At 36.8% G+C, this 18,667-nt stretch carries 13 protein-coding genes and 1 pseudogene; 5 read left to right on the top strand and 9 right to left on the bottom strand.

Annotated elements, in window-relative coordinates; translation table 11 throughout:
• The first annotated feature begins 4 nt into the window (after nt 1–4).
• Complete coding sequence (locus QSG86_RS07880; protein ID WP_317030979.1) at nt 5–1,003, top strand: hypothetical protein; 999 nt, start codon at nt 5–7, stop codon at nt 1,001–1,003.
• A 63-nt stretch (nt 1,004–1,066) separates the two neighbouring features.
• Here the strand turns inward: QSG86_RS07880 and QSG86_RS07875 are convergent, their stop codons facing one another.
• Complete coding sequence (locus tag QSG86_RS07875; protein ID WP_317030978.1) at nt 1,067–3,277, bottom strand: FepA family TonB-dependent siderophore receptor; 2,211 nt, start codon at nt 3,275–3,277, stop codon at nt 1,067–1,069.
• Nucleotides 3,278–3,446: 169 nt separating this feature from the next.
• Nucleotides 3,447–4,085, bottom strand: a complete 639-nt coding sequence (gene nfuA / locus QSG86_RS07870; RefSeq protein WP_317030977.1) for a Fe-S biogenesis protein NfuA — start codon at nt 4,083–4,085, stop codon at nt 3,447–3,449.
• Between the two features lie 159 nt (nt 4,086–4,244).
• Here nfuA and QSG86_RS07865 point away from each other — a divergent pair, with 159 nt between their 5' ends.
• Nucleotides 4,245–4,862: a rhomboid family intramembrane serine protease gene (locus QSG86_RS07865; protein ID WP_317030976.1), complete on the top strand. Its 618-nt coding sequence runs from the start codon at nt 4,245–4,247 to the stop codon at nt 4,860–4,862.
• 333 nt (nt 4,863–5,195) lie between these two features.
• Complete coding sequence (locus QSG86_RS07860) at nt 5,196–6,731, top strand: hypothetical protein (protein ID WP_317030975.1); 1,536 nt, start codon at nt 5,196–5,198, stop codon at nt 6,729–6,731.
• 71 nt (nt 6,732–6,802) lie between these two features.
• Here the strand turns inward: QSG86_RS07860 and QSG86_RS07855 are convergent, their stop codons facing one another.
• From QSG86_RS07855 to groES, 4 genes and pseudogenes are all read right to left on the bottom strand, one after another.
• On the bottom strand, nt 6,803–8,422 hold the full coding sequence (locus QSG86_RS07855; RefSeq protein WP_317030974.1) for an inorganic phosphate transporter: 1,620 nt from the start codon (nt 8,420–8,422) through the stop codon (nt 6,803–6,805).
• 390 nt (nt 8,423–8,812) lie between these two features.
• A pseudogene (locus tag QSG86_RS07850) lies at nt 8,813–9,304 on the bottom strand (TonB-dependent receptor); the annotation flags it as partial.
• Nucleotides 9,305–9,729: 425 nt separating this feature from the next.
• Entirely contained in the window at nt 9,730–11,367 is a 1,638-nt protein-coding gene (gene groL / locus QSG86_RS07845; RefSeq protein WP_317030973.1) for a chaperonin GroEL, read from the bottom strand.
• 70 nt (nt 11,368–11,437) lie between these two features.
• Nucleotides 11,438–11,728 (bottom strand): co-chaperone GroES, encoded by a 291-nt coding sequence (gene groES / locus QSG86_RS07840; protein ID WP_067729023.1) that lies wholly within the window; start codon nt 11,726–11,728, stop codon nt 11,438–11,440.
• A 682-nt stretch (nt 11,729–12,410) separates the two neighbouring features.
• Between groES and QSG86_RS07835 the strand changes: the two genes are divergently transcribed.
• The gene (locus tag QSG86_RS07835) at nt 12,411–14,240 is read left to right on the top strand and encodes a phosphoenolpyruvate carboxykinase (GTP) (RefSeq protein ID WP_317030972.1); all 1,830 of its coding nucleotides are present in this window, start codon (nt 12,411–12,413) and stop codon (nt 14,238–14,240) included.
• Nucleotides 14,241–14,372: 132 nt separating this feature from the next.
• Here the strand turns inward: QSG86_RS07835 and QSG86_RS07830 are convergent, their stop codons facing one another.
• Entirely contained in the window at nt 14,373–15,296 is a 924-nt protein-coding gene (locus QSG86_RS07830) for an AEC family transporter (RefSeq protein WP_317030971.1), read from the bottom strand.
• 65 nt (nt 15,297–15,361) lie between these two features.
• Entirely contained in the window at nt 15,362–16,996 is a 1,635-nt protein-coding gene (locus tag QSG86_RS07825; protein WP_317030970.1) for an NAD-dependent malic enzyme, read from the bottom strand.
• Nucleotides 16,997–17,296: 300 nt separating this feature from the next.
• On the opposite strand from QSG86_RS07825, the gene QSG86_RS07820 reads away from it, so the two are divergent.
• Complete coding sequence (locus QSG86_RS07820) at nt 17,297–17,722, top strand: hypothetical protein (protein WP_317030969.1); 426 nt, start codon at nt 17,297–17,299, stop codon at nt 17,720–17,722.
• 44 nt (nt 17,723–17,766) lie between these two features.
• Here QSG86_RS07820 and QSG86_RS07815 read toward each other — a convergent pair whose 3' ends face one another.
• Complete coding sequence (locus tag QSG86_RS07815) at nt 17,767–18,435, bottom strand: class I SAM-dependent methyltransferase (RefSeq protein WP_317030968.1); 669 nt, start codon at nt 18,433–18,435, stop codon at nt 17,767–17,769.
• Between the last annotated feature and the right edge of the window lie 232 nt (nt 18,436–18,667).

Below are 18,667 nucleotides of genomic sequence, written 5' to 3'. Positions count from 1 at the left end.
GAGTATGCAGAAAATAGATAAGATAGAGCGACTAATTGAAGCTCATCTGGATTTCTTAGATCAAGAATTCTCTGATGCCGAAACCATTCAACAGGAACTGGTTAGTTTCTACCAATGGTTTCGCCAAAAAACCCTACAAGAATTATGCAGCTTTTCGGATATCTATCAGCTATTACAACAACAAATCTTGGCCACCCCTGTCAGTAGCTTTTTCCTTGAGCAAGTGATGGAGCATTTACACTTTGCACTGAGTCATGATCTAAATGATCAGACACGAATTGCAGATGTGATTCCGGTACTGACTGTCGATAAAATTGCACAATATATCGCAAGTAAAACTGAACATCGTCAACGGCTAATTCATAGCTTAGTAAATAATCCTGCTTTTTCTGCCATGATCAGCCAACTCATCCAACATGCAATTCAAGATTATTTAGATAATTCAGTAATGGTAAAACATGTGCCAGGGGTATCTAAATTCATGAAAATGGGAAAATCTGTTTTAGAATCTGTCACTGATGCTAATTTAGAACAAACCATACAAAATTATTTACATAAAAATATTTTAAAACTTAGTCAAATCAGTGAACATGTTTTAAATCAGCATTTTGATGATCAAAAACTCTACTATTTGCAAGCTAATCTATGGCATAAAATTAAAGATCAACCGCTCTCTATACTCAAAAATTATATTGAAATACAGGATTTGCCGCAAAGTGTAAATCTAAGCCATGAAATATGGATCTATTTAAGCCAATCAGAATATTTAAAAAACCAATTACATAATGGTGTTTATACTTGGTATATCCGTAATCAGCAACGTCCTTTTGATTTATTACTGAGAGATTTAAATATTGATCAGTCTTTACTAGAACAACAGCTCTATCCGCTATTTATGCCAGTCATACAACAATTGGTTGATGATCAGTATCTTAAAAAACGTGCACGGTTATTTTTAGAAAAATTTTATTATAGTGAAGTCTGTCAAAATATTTTGCAATGAGACATCAAAATGTCTAAAAAAAGCCGCTTACGCGGCTTTTAACTCAATACTTAAGCTTAAAAATTAAAATTCATACTTAAAGTTTATATAGTAAGCACGACCAGGTTCGTTATAAGTTTGATTAATTGAAGTATCACGAAGCTTTTTCTCATCAAATAAATTGCTGATCCCTATACGTGTACTCAGATTTGGCGTAAATTTATAACCAGTATTAATACCCGCAATACCATAACTCTTCACTTCTGTTGTATTCACTGTTGTATTTCGCGTTTCAGCAAATTCACGTGGTTTTTGACGTCCATATTGAGTATAAACAAAATTAACATCCCAACTATCTGAAATATTATAATTAAAGATGGAGTTAATGGTGTAATTTGGCACAATCGATAAAGGATTTCCTGTTGTCTTATTCTTAGAGTCCTTCATATAAGTAAAATTATTTGTCCAACTGGCATTATCAAATGTCAATGTAATACTACCTTCTAGACCTTGAATTAAGGCCTTAGGTATATTGACCCATTCTAAAACATGATAAGTAGTAGACCCTACTTGTGTTGTTCCTACAATTGTATCGCCTGAAGTAATTTTATTTTTATAATCATTACGGAACCAAGTAAGACTTGCATTAATCATATCTTTTTCATACTGAATACCCAATTCTTTATTGATTGATGTTTCAGGTTTTAAATTATCATTACCCACTAAATAACAACTACCTGTTGCTGTTTCTGCCGTATCAGGACAACCATTACCACGAGTAAATAATAAATATCCTTCAGCATTTTGATACATATTCGGTGCTTTATAAGCACGTGCAACACCACCTTTTAAAGTCCAGTAATCTCCTATTTTTTGAGTAATAATTAAACTCGGACTCCAATTTGAACCTGATTTATTATGATCATCATAACGTAAGCCTAACACTAAATCTGTTGTATCGCTAAGCTTCAAATTATCTTCAAAATAAGCTGATTTAATTTCCGACTTCATCGTCGATCGATCTGCTGGTAACTTAATAATGCCCGAAGCATCTGTTTGCACAGTCGAGGCTGTATCCGTAAAGTCATCTTTAATCCATTCTGCGCCTAACGTTATATTTTGTGGTAAAATATAATCAATTGGTTTGGTAATTTCAGCATTTAAACGGTAAGTCTTTAAATCTGAAACGGGGCGATCATCTGCAGAATTAATACTTCCTTCAGGTCCTCCTGCAAGAGCTTCTGTTAAACGTTTATTTTTAGTTCGATCATACTGTGCAACAATTTTACTCGTACCCCAATCCCAAACGCCATCATGAGTAATTGCATAACCATCACGATACATAGTATTGGTTTCAGTCCCAATTAAACTATTTAGTAATTGTGTTTTGTCATCTGTTGCTGTGTCATTACCAGCATCATAATTACTATTTTGCGTATCACCTGCATAAAGATTACCTTGTCGGCCAGATGAGATATCAAAAGTTAAGCTTTGTTCTTCATTAATTTGCCATGCTAAACGTGCAGCAATATCTTTATTTTTTACACCCTCTCTACCAGCTGCTCGTGTACCAGAAGCAGAAAGTGGATTAATGTCTGCTGCATCTGCTTTCGTTTTATTATAATTACCATATAAACGATAAGATAAAACATCCTTAATTAATGGCCCACTTAAATTAAAACTCTCACGATGACTGCTTCCCTCTTTTGAGCTTTCAGGCTGATTCATAAAAACCTCAAAAGTACCATGTGTTTCATTGGTCACCTTTTTGGTTTTAATATTAACAACCCCCCCCATTGCTCCTGAGCCATAACGTGCTGCTGCAGGACCACGTAGTACTTCAATAGATTCAATAGCATCTGCTGGGACCCAGTTACTGTCACCTCGTGTATCACGTTCTCCTCTCCAACCATAACGGACAGAATTTCTTGAATTAACAGGCTTTCCATCAATTAAAATCAGCGTATTTTCTGGACCCATTCCACGAATATCAATTTGGCGATTATTTCCTCGCTGCCCTGTAGAACTATTACCTGTCAAATTAACACCTGGCATGCGTCGTATATATTCAGCAACATCATTGACAACAGGTAATTGCTCTAATTCTTTTTCAGTAATAATCGATACACCAAGTGCTTGTTTAATCTGCTCTTCTGCAGTTAAAACAATTTTATCTAATTGTGTTGTTTCCTGAGCTTCAATATTGTCATTACTGGCCGAATGAGCTTGTGTCCAAGTCATCAGTATTGAAGTAACTGCAAAGGCAAGCGTGTTTTTTAAAAATGTATTTTTCATAAAATTTAGCCAAACGAATTAGAAGACAAGATGCGTGAATTGTCACTAATTGTAATTAAACATAATAATATTGCAATACTAAATAAGAATTATTATTATTATCATTAGAATTATTGGCAAAAAAATAACCTCCATATGGAAGTTATTTTTTATATATTAAAATTTTAATTTATTTAAAATAGGCACCATCAGCTTGGCTATGATCCGTTTGATCCACAACACGCATTAATTCAGGAATATGTTGTTTTAGGGTCGTTTCTACACCTTGCTTAAGTGTAACATCAATAGCTGAACAACCTTGACAACCACCACCAAATTTTAGAACAGCAGTTAAACCATGCTCTGCATCTTCTAAGACTTCAACTAGAGCACAATTACCGCCATGACCTGCAAGACCCGGATTAATTTCAGACTGTAATACATACGTAATACGTTCTTCAGTCGATGCATCTGGACCAACTCGAGGGACTTTTGAATTTGGTGCTCGGAATGTTAGCTGACCACCAAAGCGATCTTTATTGTAATCAATTACTGCATCCAATAAATATGGAATGGATGGCGTATCAATATATGCAGCAAATTCAGGATAATCTTGTCTATAATCCGTTGGAACAACCTCTTCTGGAGCGCTGTATGCCATACAACATTCAGCACGAGGTGTACCTGGATTTTCTACAAAAATACGTACAGCAATATCTGGCGTATTTTGTTTTGCCAATAAATCCTTTAAATACTCTTGCGCAGTTGGTGTAATTAATAAGTTTGGAATCTCTTCTGCAACTGCAGTGCTGGTGTTTTCAGTCGACATATCAAATTTTCCTCAATCTGAAGTTGCTTATTCTAACTGAAGTTATGGGTGAATTAAAAAAAAACAACTAAATTTGTCGGATTAATTATAAAAGATCTGAACATTCATTAAATTAATGGCATTATTAATCTATAAATTAAATTTGAAGATATTTTGCTTATGCTTAATCTACCTTTTAATCATACAGTGATGATTATTATCATCACGGTCATTGTGTCTTTTTTAGCTTTTTCTAATCAAAATATTATGAATCGTTTAATTTTTTGGCCACCTGCAATGCGTAAAGGTCAATATGATCGTTTCATTACACATGGTTTTATTCATGCTGATGGTATGCATTTACTATTTAATATGTTTACCTTATTTTTCTTTGGCCGTATTATTGAAAGTTTTTATCGCCAATATTTTTATGATTTAGGCTTTGTACTTTTTTATCTTGGTGGCTTAATTTTTGCTATTCTTCCTAGCTATATTAAACATAAAAACGATACGCATTGGGCCAGCCTAGGTGCTTCGGGTGCAGTATCGGCTGTACTATTTGCCTATATTCTTTTTGAACCTTGGCAACTTATTTTTGTCTTTTTTATTCCAGTTCCTGCCATTATTTTTGCAGTCATTTATGTTGCTTACAGTATTTGGTCTGGTAAACGAGGCAATTCCAATATCAATCATAGTGCACATTTATGGGGAGCGGCATATGGTATTATCATGACCATTATCATTGAACCACGCTTGATTGCACACTTCTTCAGTAAACTACTACAAACGCCGTTTTAAATGATAGCGAATGCTCAGAAAGTACAGTCATTGAAATCTAAATTGTAGCCGTTTTATATCCATCAAATTAAACTTAGACGTTAGATATAACATCATAAATTTACTATGATTTTTTGATGTTAATATAACGTCTTTTGATCTTTTCATGATGTTGCATCTTTAGCTTGATCAAGCTGAATTAATATTAAAAATATATAAACACTCTCATCTATATGGAAAAACTTATTTTAATTTGCCCATAACTTGGTATTTATTGTCACTCACTTCTAATAGTTTGCAGCGATAATGTATACATCTGTAGATTAATTAGATTAATATCCGGGATATTTTGCAATGACATCATCTTTCGACGGTTTACAATTCCCACTTCACCCTAAAACAAACAAAATAAGTACATCCACAGTAGGTAAAAATATCCTCTCCGCTGCACTTGCACCGATTGATGCAAACATGAGCCAAGCAATCAAAAGTGAAAAACATTGGCGTAAAACTTATCCTCAGTATTTTAAAGCGCTAGTTGAATATGGTATTCGTCAAACGGATGATGCTTTAAATATTGCCCAAATTGGTCTTAGCACTGCACATCAATCTTTTAACTTTCATCGTCAAGGCCAAAGCTACAATTTTTCTCAAATCATGTCTTTAGAAACTCAACCACTATCTACCTTTAAACTACAGGGAGATAGTGATGCTGAACCTGAATGGTATGTCCCCTATCAAGGACAAAAATTGCAAGGGTCTGCACTATTGACACAAATTAAATGCTGGCAACAACGTGGCATTATTGAACCCAGTCATGCCCATGCATTAGAGCAAGTGATTGCGCATCCAGAATGGCTAGATTTATCTGATCGTACCATGGTACTGTTTGGTGCTGGTTCTGAAGCAGGTCCACTGACATGGTTATCCAAATGGAAAGCCAACATTGTCGCAGTCGACCTACAGCACGAAGCGGTATGGGAAAAAATTCTTAAAACCATTCAACAAGGAAATGCAACCTTATATGCACCATCAACTGAAGTACTTGATCCAGAGACAAGTATTGCAGTACTTAAAAGTAAACTCGGTGCCAATCTTCTCACTCAAACACCTGAGATTGCTCAATGGTTAATCAATAATCCAAATCGCTTAGATCTTGCTGCAATTGCTTACTTAGATGGTGAAAAACATGTTCGTGTTGCCATGGCGATGGATGCAATTATGCAACAGGTCAGTCAATATAAACCCGATACCAGCCTGATGTTTATGTGTACGCCAACCGATATTTATGCTGTACCAGCAGAAGTCACTCAAGCAGCACAGCGCAAATTTAGCCATCGTTCTATATGGCATAAGGGTCTAACACAAGCGATTTCACAAGTAACACGTCAACACTTTTTTAGCCAAAACAATCCTGAACTGATTCATTCTAATAATCAATTAAGTTATGGTATTGCAGATTGTCTAGTGGTTGAACAGGGACCAAACTATGCATTGGCCAAACGCATTCAGCAATGGCGTGCAACCCTTGCACGAACACAGGGACAAACCGTGAGTATTAATATTGCACCATCAACCACAACACATTCTGTGACCAAAAATCCACTTCTCAAAGCAGCATTTCATGGTGCCTCCCTATTTGATGTTGAGGCATTTAGTCCTGAAACCACGAATGCACTCATGGCAGCATTATGGATTTATGATTTAAGAGATCCCCAATCTGTTGCTCAACCCAATACTCAACTACAACACCCTTTAGAATTAATGATGAGTGGCGCAAATCATGGTGGTTTATGGCGTGTTGCTTACTTAGCACGCAGTGCATTACCTTTTGCAGCTTTATATGGTTTTGCTACCGAAAAACTCCCTTTTCTTGAGCGAAAAAAATAATAGCGCCCAAAGCTAAAAAACGCTGCAATTCAATTGCAGCGTTTTTAATATTTTGATCAATGCATATGCATTTAAAATACTTTTAATAACAGCCAGTATAAAACACCAGATAAACAAATTGTCGCTGGTAAAGTAAAGATCCATGCTGAAAGAATGGTTTTTACCATCCGTAAATTCAATCCAGACTTATTCGCTACCATTGTTCCTGCAACTGCCGAATTCAATACATGTGTCGTTGATACTGGCATACCGAAACCATCAGCTGCGGCAATCGTCGACATCGCAACCAGCTCTGCTGACATACCTTGACCATAGGTCATATGCTGCTTACCAATACGCTCACCCACTGTGACCACAATACGCTTCCAGCCCACCATAGTTCCAAGCCCTAATGCAAGTGCCACAGCCACTTTAACCCATGTTGGAATATACTGTAAGAATGCATCTAAGCTTTTACGATATTCTTTAACGGTCTGAGTTTGTTGCTCAGTCATGACAGGCAATTGTTGTGCTTTTTCTAACCGTTTAAATGCAGTAGTACTCAAATACATATCATTACGTAATAAAGATACTTCAGCTTCAGGTACATTTTTAAGATCACCATATTGGCCAATATGTTGTCCTACATATTGCGTTAAGCTAGCTAAAGCAGGAACGACATGAGGAGTGACTTCTTTGGTTTGAATATACTTAGTCAGAATATCACGTGCTTCTTGATTCGAAAGATCAGCATGCTTGGCATAAATAACATGTGCAGTTTGTGCAGAAAGCTGTTCAAACGATTGTACATGTGCCTGATCTAAGTTCTTATTCAATGAATATGCTAAAGGCACAATACCAATCAAAATCAACATGATTAGTCCCATACCTTTTTGCCCATCATTTGAACCGTGAGCAAAACTTACCCCTGTACAGGTAAAGATTAGAATTGCACGGATTAATGGCGGTGGTGGCTTATTACCTTCTGGTGGTTGAAATAAGTCCATTTGTTTCTTAAAAATCTTTTTGACCAATAAGAATAAAATAGCAGCAAAAGCAAAACCAATTAATGGTGAAAACAGTAGTGCTTTACCCACCTTAATGACTTGCTCAATATCAACACCAGACGCACCAAAGCCCGAATGCAAGATGTAGTTCATGATTCCTACACCTAAAATTGAGCCAATCAGTGTATGTGAACTCGATGCTGGAATACCGAGAAACCACGTTCCCAAGTTCCATAAGATTGCGGCAATCAGCATGGCAAAAACCATTGCAAAACCAGCACCAGAACCAACATTCATAATCAGTTCAACAGGTAATAATGCAATAATTCCATAAGCAACAGCGCCACTAGCAACCATTACGCCTAAGAAATTGCAGAAACCAGCCCACATTACCGCAACAGGCGCAGATAATGCATTGGTATAAATTACCGTTGCAACAGCATTGGCTGTATCATGAAAACCATTGACAAATTCAAATCCCAAAGCAATAAATAATGCTGTCCCCAAAAGTACAACAGAATATAAACTTAAAGATGGAACATGAGACAAATCGGCAGTCAATTGAATACCAATATAAATCAGCGTTGAAATTATAAGTGTTAGAAACACCGGTAAAAAAAACTTTGGTGTTGGCACATGAACATTTGTCGACTCCACTTTGGCCGACTTGTGCGCTGAATCTATAGGAGTTGGATTAGAATTCATGCAAACAAAAAAAGAGGACTACGAATCCGCTTATTCTTCAATTTAATTGTGACAATTATATGACAATCACTGGCTTTATAAACTATATTTTATTGTTAAATTCGTTTTGTTTATTAAAGAAATCCAAAGATAAAATAAAATAATATTATTTTTCAATAATATAAATTAAATATCCATATCAATTTGACGCATAAATTCCCTGCTCGAACTTTGTAACAATCTCAAAAAAATGTATATAAATCCAGCATTCATTTAACTCTAAAAATCATAATGAATAAAGATGACAAAAATATTAAAATCGTGAATGCATTATATTTCTACGACTGCTTTCATCCACTCACTGATCCATCGGTATCGCATACGCACTGCCTGATTGTCTTTTTGTTTAGATTAATATTTCAGCGTATAACTCAAACTGTAAGTACGACCTTGGGCTGCTAAGCTAGAGATAGCGCCATAAACTGCTTCAGCAGCTTGACTAAATACCGTCTTGTACTCAGTATTCCAAACGTTATATATCGCAAAAGCAACTGTTCCAAAGCCTAATTTTGTCTCTGCAATCATATCCATAATCGCATATCCCTTGATTTTAGTGGCAGCATTTGGACGGACATTTTCATCATATGTTGCAACAAGGGAGTCTTTATATGCTTGGTCCGTACCTTTCACAGCAAGCATTTGAACTCTTAGGCGATGATCTTGATGATCATTCCACTCGGCAAATAAAGTCCCCTTGACTGGAGAAACTTGTAATGCGTTAAGTTCCCGCCAATCACTACGAGCATCTTTAAATTGGCCTCGAGTATAAGATAATGTTCCACCCACACTAAAATGATCTTGTACAGGTGTACTGGTATTGATTTCTAAACCATAAATATATTGAAATTATAGATTGGGAATCGGTTGGACTAAGTAAAAAATCATGGATTGATACCGTACAAACATATCAGTTACCAATTAATAAGACAAAATTAACTTACATTGGTCAACTGTCTAAAAATGACTATGAGCGATTAATTAATCATCTTAAAGAGCAATAACTGTTTGTCCAACTAACCGAATAATATCTGTGCAAGTTAGCACAAAACTTAATGATCATTTAAATAAGAATTTGCACTGATGATTTGTTTAAAAAATTGCATAAAGCACGCGGTAAGTGACGAAAAAAGGCGATAAAAAAAGGCCACAAATACAATTTGTGACCTTTTTTTACAACAGATAATGGTGTGAATAACATCATCAGTAACTTATAAAAATAAAATTAATCAATCTATAAATTACCCATGGTTAATCACCAAATGGACTGCTTACATCATGCCGCCCATACCACCCATGCCACCCATATCCGGCATTGCTGCTGGTTTATCTTCTGGGATTTCAGTAATCATACATTCTGTAGTCAACATTAAACCTGCAACAGATGCAGCATGTTCAAGCGCAGAACGTGTTACTTTTGCTGGATCAAGGATACCCATTTCCAACATATCACCATAAATACCTGTTGCAGCGTTGTAACCAAAGTTACCTTCACCACTTTTCACTGCATTGATCACAACAGATGGTTCGTCACCTGCGTTAGCAACGATTTGGCGAAGTGGTGCTTCAATCGCACGACGTAGAATATTGATACCAACATTTTGATCGTCATTAGCACCAGTTAAACCGTCAAGTACTTGAGCAGCACGTACCAATGCAACACCACCACCGGCAACAACACCTTCTTCAACTGCAGCACGTGTTGCATGAAGTGCATCATCTACACGATCTTTTTTCTCTTTCATTTCAACTTCTGTTGCTGCACCAATTTTGATAACAGCTACACCGCCAGCTAATTTAGCAACACGTTCTTGAAGTTTTTCTTTGTCATATTCAGAAGTAGATTCTTCAATTTGCGCACGGATTTGTTGTACACGCTCAGCAATTTGAGCTGCATCACCCGCACCGTCTACAATCACTGTATTTTCTTTAGATACAGTTACTTTGTGTGCTGTACCTAAATGCTCAAGTGAAGTTTGATCAAGCTGCATACCAATTTCTTCAGAAATTACCGTACCACCTGTCAAAATCGCAATATCTTGCAACATTGCTTTACGACGATCACCAAAACCAGGCGCCTTAACCGCACATACTTTGATAATACCGCGCATATTGTTGACCACAAGTGTTGCTAATGCTTCACCTTCAACATCTTCTGCAATAATAAGCAATGGTTTACCTGTTTTAGCAACTGCTTCAAGCACGGTAATTAATTCACGGATATTGCTGATTTTTTTATCAACAAGCAGAATGAATGGATTTTCAAGCTCAGCAGTCAAAGTATCTTGCTTATTCGCAAAATATGGTGAGATGTAACCACGATCAAATTGCATTCCTTCTACAACGTCAAGAGAATCTTCGAAACCAGAACCCTCTTCAACAGTAATTACACCTTCTTTACCCACTTTTTCCATGGCTTGTGCAATTAATGTACCAACTGTTGTATCAGAGTTTGCAGAAATAGAACCTACTTGCTCAATCGCTTTAGAATCTGATGCTGGTTTTGCATTTGTTTTAATGCTTTCAACAACAGATTTAACAGCCAAATCAATACCGCGTTTTAAGTCCATTGGGTTCATACCCGCTGTAACTGACTTAATCCCTTCATTTAAAATTGCTTGTGCAAGTACTGTTGCTGTAGTTGTACCATCACCCGCAATATCATTGGTTTTGCTTGAAACTTCACGAACAAGTTGAGCACCCATATTCTCAAACTTATCTTTTAATGTGATTTCTTTAGCAACAGTTACACCATCTTTAGTGATGTGCGGTGCACCAAATGAACGATCAATCACAACATTACGGCCTTTAGGCCCTAAAGTTACTTTTACAGCATCTGCAAGGACATTTACGCCTGCAATCATTTTAGAGCGTGCTGAATCACCAAATTTTACGTCTTTAGCTGACATATTTAACTCCAAATATTTTTAAATTTTATTCAATTTACTTTTAAAGAGATTCGATTATTTTGCGTAGCAATTAAGCTTCTAAAACCGCAAGAATATCTGACTCTTTCATGATTAACAGTTCTTCGCCGTCGACTTTAACTGTGGTACCTGCATAAGTACCAAACAGAACTTTATCACCAACTTTTACATCTAATGCACGTACGCCATTGTCAGTAATTTGACCATTACCTACTGCAATAATTTCCCCTTGAGCTGGTTTTTCAGCAGCAGAACCTGGAAGCAAAATACCGCCGGCTGTCTTTGTTTCTTCTTCAACACGACGAATAACTACACGATCATGTAATGGACGAATATTGCTCATAAATTACTCCATCAGACTAAGTCTTTTTAGGTCAATGATGTTGACTTGTTTTTTCCTTACACCAACATCAAATTTGTTAGATGACACAATTGTGGGGATGGAAAAAAATGCTTCAAGGGCTTTTTACATATTTTTTTATTTTTTTGTATTTTTTTTCGACAAAATCACAACATAGATTGATTGCATCATTTATTATCATCACAGTCGCCATAGCACTCATCGATGATAAGTATTAAATATCATTTGATGTATTTACTTTCTAGTTTAATCGCTTGTGATGCTGATATTTTGCGCGACTCATTCTACATCAGCACCTTAATTTAGGCTAAATGATCCCCAATACTAGGGATTTTTACCTATTCATTTCAACAACACATCAATCAACACATGTTATTGATTAATATAACAATATATAAAATAAATATTAAACATTTATTAAATAAATAATTAAAAAATTCAAAAATATAAGCTTAAATTAATGTTTTATATAATTTTTTTAAAAACAATAGCATATGAAAGCGACCAATATCTATATGTGCTTTAGTCTTATTTTTTTTTTGAAATTATGCTTTAATAGCGCCACTTTTTTTTCATTTTATGATCTAAGCCAATATCACTTATTGCTTAGATTCTACTTTGTATAGATGTAACACATATATACATATTTGAGATAGGCCTCAACATGACCCAAGTGAACGCACCAGAATTCGTTCGTCACCCTAAGCTTATTGCTTGGGTGGAAGAAATTGCTAAATTAACAAAACCAGCAAAAATTGAATGGTGTGACGGTAGCGAAGAAGAATATCAACGTTATATCGATTTGATGATCGCTAACGGCACAATGCAAGCACTTAACCAAGAAAAACATCCTGGTTCTTATCTTGCTAATTCTGATCCTTCTGACGTTGCGCGTGTTGAAGGTCGTACTTTTATTTGTTCTGAAAAGCAAGAAGATGCAGGTGCAACAAACAACTGGGAAGCACCAGCAGAAATGCGAGCTCGCCTAAATGGCTTATTTGATGGCTCAATGCAAGGTCGCACCTTATATGTTGTTCCATTTTCAATGGGACCTTTGGGTTCTCATATTGCACATATTGGTATTGAACTCACAGATTCACCATATGTTGCTGTCAGCATGTCTAAAATGGCACGTATGGGCAAAGCAGTTTATGATGTGTTAGGTACTGATGGCGAATTTATCCCTTGTGTACACACTGTCGGCGCGCCACTTGCTGAAGGTGAAAAAGACGTTGCTTGGCCATGTAATCCAGAAAAATACATCGTACATTATCCAGAAACACGTGAAATCTGGTCTTATGGTTCTGGTTATGGCGGCAATGCATTATTAGGTAAAAAATGTCTTGCATTACGTATCGCATCATCTATGGGCCGTCAACAAGGCTGGTTAGCTGAACATATGTTAATTCTTGGTGTAACCAATCCCCAAGGTGAAAAACATTATATTGCTGCTGCATTCCCATCTGCTTGCGGTAAAACCAACTTTGCCATGCTTATTCCACCAGCAGGTTACGAAGGCTGGAAAATTGAAACTGTTGGTGATGATATTGCTTGGATTAAACCAGGTGAAGATGGTCGTTTGTATGCTATTAACCCTGAAGCAGGTTTCTTTGGTGTTGCACCAGGTACAAATACCAAAACCAATCCAAACTGTATGGCAACATTACATAAAGATGTAATCTACACCAACGTTGCCGTGACAGACAACGGTGAAGTATGGTGGGAAGGTCTTTCTAAAGAAGTACCAGCAAACTTAACCAACTGGAAAGGCCAAGCACATACAGGTGATGAAAAGGCTGCACATCCAAATGCACGCTTCACAGTATCAGCAGGTCAATGTCCATCTATTGATGCTGACTGGGAAAATCCAGCGGGTGTTCCTATCTCTGCATTTATCTTTGGTGGTCGTCGTGCAGACACTGTGCCACTTATTTCAGAAGCATTTGACTGGGTAGATGGTGTTTATAAAGCAGCAACAATGGGCTCTGAAACCACTGCTGCCGCTGTTGGCCAACAAGGTGTTGTACGTCGCGATCCATTTGCGATGCTTCCATTTGCAGGTTACAACATGGCAGATTACTTTAGCCACTGGTTAGAGCTTGGCGAACAAGTTGCTGCTAAAGCTGAAGCTGCTGGCAACAAACTCCCTGGCATCTATAACGTCAACTGGTTCCGTCGTGATGCAGAAGGCAATTTTGTATGGCCTGGTTTTGGTCAAAATATGCGTGTGCTTGAGTGGATCATTGATCGTTGTGAAGGTCGTGCTGACGCAGTTGAAACACCAATTGGCCGTGTTCCAACTTATGAACAACTTAACTGGACTGGTTTAGACTTTAGCAAAGCACAATTTGAACTTGTGACTGCTCAAGATAAAGATCAGTGGTTAAAAGAACTGGAAAGCCACACTGAATTGTTTAACAAATTAGGTGATCGCTTACCAGAAGCACTTAAAGTGCGTCAAGCTGAATTAATTGCTGCTGTTCAATCGGCGTAATTGCAATTGCATAAAAAAGGTCGCTGTTGCGGCCTTTTTTATTTTAAGATTCATGATCTACAACAATATCGATAGATGTGATGTTACACCCTGCAATTTATCATAAACATATCAATAATATAGGTACTCTTTTTATAACCACATTTCAATAATAATAATCCCCAAAACAATCGTCACTAACGAACATAAGGTACTAAGAAAAACTGCGGCTGCCGCATCTTCTTCGTATGCCTTATAGCTCATCGCCAATGCAGGAACGGCTGTTGCTGTCGGTAAAATACCAATAATAAATGCCGATTTTAACAATCCCCCCTCAAGTCCTAATGCGATTGCAACCATAAGAATAATTGCAGCCTGCAATATATTTTTCACAAATAGATTACACAGCATTTCAAAATTAATTTTAAGCTTGATATGCGAAATCATTAAACCTAAAAAAAACAATGCCACACCACCAGCACACTTACCTAACTCATCTACAGATGCATACAATACCTGAGGTAACTTAATGCCTGAAATTGCAACAACAGCACCTAAAATTGGTAAAACCACCAAAGGTTGTGACACACTTTTAGCGACAGCTTGCCAAATACTTTGTTTTTTCTGCTCTTCACTCAATAACAGCATCGCAATTGGAATAATAATCACCGTATAGATAATATTACCCATCACCATTGCAATCAGCCCAGATGACCCCACAGTTGCCAATAATACTGGTGGTCCACAATATGCCATATCAGGAAAAGACATGGTCAATGCTTGCATGGTGCCATCATGGCGATTATGCTTAAAAATAAATTTAGCAATAATCAAACCCAAGATAAATGTCAGAATTAATCCGGCTGCTAAAGATAAAAAATAATCAACATTGAGTAAGATACTCGGTGAAACCGTTGCCGCAGACACAAATAAAGCAGCAGGAAGTGCAATTTTCACCACAAAATCTGCAAAAGCTTTTTCAGTATCAGGTGTAAAGTACTTTTTTTTACCACAAATAAAGCCAATCGCTAAACCAACAATAATCGGCCCCATGGCTGAAAGAATGATGTGCAGCATATCAACATCTCCTATAGTGACTGAATATCAGCTCAAATAATGTGCCGATATAAAATCATCGCTATTTATTCCATATCTGGATAAGTAGGTTGATATGCCATTTGCCCAATATAAGCATCAATATCTTCTGGACATGGTACGGTTGCCAAACCATGATCAAAAATATATGCGGCAATTTTCGCTGCAACTTTTAAGGAAACAGGCAGAATTTCTTGTTGTGGTGGAAATATTAAACCCAAGTCCAAATAATTACTCGATACCTCTTCTGATAAAGCTTTTGCAGCAACAATAAACATTTCATCGGTAACAAATTTAGCACCAGTTACATAAATTGCCATTCCCATGGCAGGGAAAATATAAACATTATTACCTTGCCCCGGCATAAATAATTGATTATTAAAATGTACCGGTGGGAATGGGCTACCACTAGCAAAAATCGCCTGCCCCTTAGACCAGGTATAAGCATCCTCTGCTGAACACTCCGAATGTTCAGTTGGATTGGAAAATGGCAAGATAATCGGACGAGAATTATGCTGTGCCATAGCTTCAATTACTGCCTGATTAAATGCTTTGCCTACCGTAGATACACCAATAATGGCAGTAGGTTTTAAACAATGAATAGCATCAACAAAGTTTTCTACTGCATGGTGTTCATGTGCAAAAGGCTGTTGAAAATCAGCTAAATCCTGTCGTTGACTTTGCAACAAACCATGTACATCAAACATCCAGCAGTGCTGGCGTGCTTCTGCTTCACTTAACCCATTCATCATCAGCGCTTTCACCAACAAAGTGGCAATACCTACAGCGGCAGTTCCAGCACCAAAAAATAAAATACGCTGCTCAGTTAAAGGTTGCTGCGTAATACGAAGTGCTGTTTGGATACCCGCCAGTGCTACTGCAGCTGTACCTTGAATATCATCATTAAAACAACACACTTTATCACGATATTTTGCCAATATCGGTGCTGCATGAGCAAATGCAAAATCTTCAAACTGAATACATGCTTTTGGAAATACACGCTGTACGGATTGAATAAAAGCCTCAATAAAATCATCATATTCGGGTCCAGTAACACGCGGCTGCTTTAATCCCAAATAGGTTGTTCCGTTGAGACGACCTTGATTATTGGTACCAACATCAAGGGTAATGGGTAAAGTGACATGCGGTGGAACACCAGCACATGCGGTATATAATGACAACTTCCCAATCGGAATACCCATCCCACCAATACCCTGATCACCAAGACCCAAAATACGCTCACCATCAGTAACTACAATAAAACGCACATCAGGTTCATACCAATTGCCTAGCAATTCATCCAGTTCATTCTGACGCGTAATTGGTAAATATAACCCACGTGGACGACGCATAATTTTGTCATAATTTTGACATGCTTCTCCAACTGTCGGGGTATATACCAAAGGCATAAAATAAGCAGGATCAGACATAAGTGCTTTAAAATACAAAACCTCATCTGTATCATGTAAAGCAGCTAAATAAATATAACGATCCAAGTCAGTTGCTCTACTTTTAACTTGAAACATAACACGTTCTAGTTGTTCTTCTTCTGTTTCCACTTTTTCTGGTAACAAACCCAATAGACCAAAACGTTTTCTTTGTTCTATAGAAAATGCTGTTCCTCGATTTAAAATCGCGTTATTTAATAACTCTTCACCCAGTAATACGTTATTATCACTCATTTTTTTATCTCTAAGGTTTGTTATCTGTTTATCTTAGATTTCTACTGCATAAATAACAATCGGATGTTTGGTTAAATACAGTGATATTTACATTTTATTAACAGTTCTTTTTAAAAAGAAATCTAATTCAACCAACCATATCGTTGATGGTAATAAGTTTGATGAACATCTTAATCCTTAACAGAAGGATATTATTTACAAATTATATTCATATTTTTGCAAAACAAGTTCTATCTTTGATCGAGAATTATAACGCCTTATGGCATACTCGTTGCTATAACGAGAGCAGGATATTTTTAAATGAATAATATTTATAAGTTATTGGGACTTAGTGCAATTGCAATTGGGCTAACTGCATGTCAAACCACAGCACGTCAATATAATGGTAATGTAGGCTATCAAGTCGAAAATAAAACTGAACATACAGCAACGATTGCGTACACTTTGGCAGGACGCAAAAATCAATCATTAGATGAGTCCAAATTACAAAATGCCTGCGCAAAAGTGTTAGGTAAAAATAAAGTCTATAGCTTAAAAATTTTAAGTATTAATGAAATTATTAATTCAGAAAAAGATGTAACTTTTGGTCGTCAAATTGGTCAATCAAGAACCAGTATTGGCCTATCCAATACACCTAATCTTTATAACAGCGAAGATTATGCTACACGCCAAGCGCTAGATGCACGCCCAGCAACTCTCCATGTGGTTCGCTATACCTGTTCTTGAATATTAAATTGAGGATTGTTGATGTAACCAAATTTCAGCAATCCTTAAACTGTTTGATAGAAGCTGACCTGATTAAATTCTGCTGATTCATCTAAATCAGGCCATGTTGTGGCACTACGCTCATCGAGCTTGATATAGCGAGGATGACTAAAATTTTTTACTCGACTATCTGCTACCCATACCATCGGGGAAAATTTTAAAAATTCGTCTAAAAAAAATCGATTGGATTGATCATATAAAACATCTGCTGCCAAAAGTACATCAATGTCTTCTGCGCGATATAGATCGTCCAAATATTCAAGTTCAACTGCATTTAAAGCAGCATTGGCTCGACATGCTTGCAAACTAATTGGATCAATATCACAGCAAATCACCCGTTTAGCACCAGCCATTTTGGCAGCAATCGCCACCACTCCTGAACCAGCACCAAAATCCAATACCACCTGATCTTTGACATGCTGCGGTTCTTTCAATAACCACTGCGCCATCGCTAAGCCAGATGCCCAACAAAAGATCCAATATGGTGTATCATGCCAAATACGTCGAATAACCTCATCATCTAAAGCTTCAGCAGGAAATACGGGAGGAATTAACCACAGTGAAATCGGTGTGCCAGGTAATACTTGTGCTTGCAATCCACAGTTTGGAATGACCTTATGCAAAGCGCTCAGTAAATGTGCCGGTGCTTGACGTGTTTGAACAGGACTATACATCAAAAAATCTCATTACCCACTTATTGTACGATATAGCGATGTCACATCATATTGAGCATATAAAAATCACTCATTACGCACAGAAAATTATTTTTTATCTCGAAATAAATGTTAATTTTTCAATAGCTTAACCATAGATCAACCCATTATATAACACAATCTTATCACTGATCATGGTAGTCGATTATATCGATCTATTCTCACCATGATTTTACAATAAAAATGCAGCAAA

Source organism: Acinetobacter sp. SAAs474 (assembly GCF_032823475.1).
Taxonomy (GTDB): Bacteria; Pseudomonadota; Gammaproteobacteria; order Pseudomonadales; family Moraxellaceae; genus Acinetobacter.
This window is presented reverse-complemented; position numbering and strand designations above follow the sequence as displayed.

Bases quoted from the DNA above. Each gene is read 5' to 3' on its own strand.
- QSG86_RS07815 (WP_317030968.1), bottom strand. From the start codon at position 18,435: ATGTATAGTCCTGTTCAAACACGTCAAGCACCGGCACATTTACTGAGC.
- nfuA (WP_317030977.1), bottom strand. From the start codon at position 4,085: ATGTCGACTGAAAACACCAGCACTGCAGTTGCAGAAGAGATTCCAAAC.
- QSG86_RS07830 (WP_317030971.1), bottom strand. From the start codon at position 15,296: ATGCTGCACATCATTCTTTCAGCCATGGGGCCGATTATTGTTGGTTTA.
- groL (WP_317030973.1), bottom strand. From the start codon at position 11,367: ATGTCAGCTAAAGACGTAAAATTTGGTGATTCAGCACGCTCTAAAATG.
- QSG86_RS07835 (WP_317030972.1), top strand. From the start codon at position 12,411: ATGACCCAAGTGAACGCACCAGAATTCGTTCGTCACCCTAAGCTTATT.
- QSG86_RS07865 (WP_317030976.1), top strand. From the start codon at position 4,245: ATGCTTAATCTACCTTTTAATCATACAGTGATGATTATTATCATCACG.
- groES (WP_067729023.1), bottom strand. From the start codon at position 11,728: ATGAGCAATATTCGTCCATTACATGATCGTGTAGTTATTCGTCGTGTT.
- QSG86_RS07820 (WP_317030969.1), top strand. From the start codon at position 17,297: ATGAATAATATTTATAAGTTATTGGGACTTAGTGCAATTGCAATTGGG.
- QSG86_RS07825 (WP_317030970.1), bottom strand. From the start codon at position 16,996: ATGAGTGATAATAACGTATTACTGGGTGAAGAGTTATTAAATAACGCG.
- QSG86_RS07860 (WP_317030975.1), top strand. From the start codon at position 5,196: ATGACATCATCTTTCGACGGTTTACAATTCCCACTTCACCCTAAAACA.
- QSG86_RS07875 (WP_317030978.1), bottom strand. From the start codon at position 3,277: ATGAAAAATACATTTTTAAAAAACACGCTTGCCTTTGCAGTTACTTCA.
- QSG86_RS07880 (WP_317030979.1), top strand. From the start codon at position 5: ATGCAGAAAATAGATAAGATAGAGCGACTAATTGAAGCTCATCTGGAT.
- QSG86_RS07855 (WP_317030974.1), bottom strand. From the start codon at position 8,422: ATGAATTCTAATCCAACTCCTATAGATTCAGCGCACAAGTCGGCCAAA.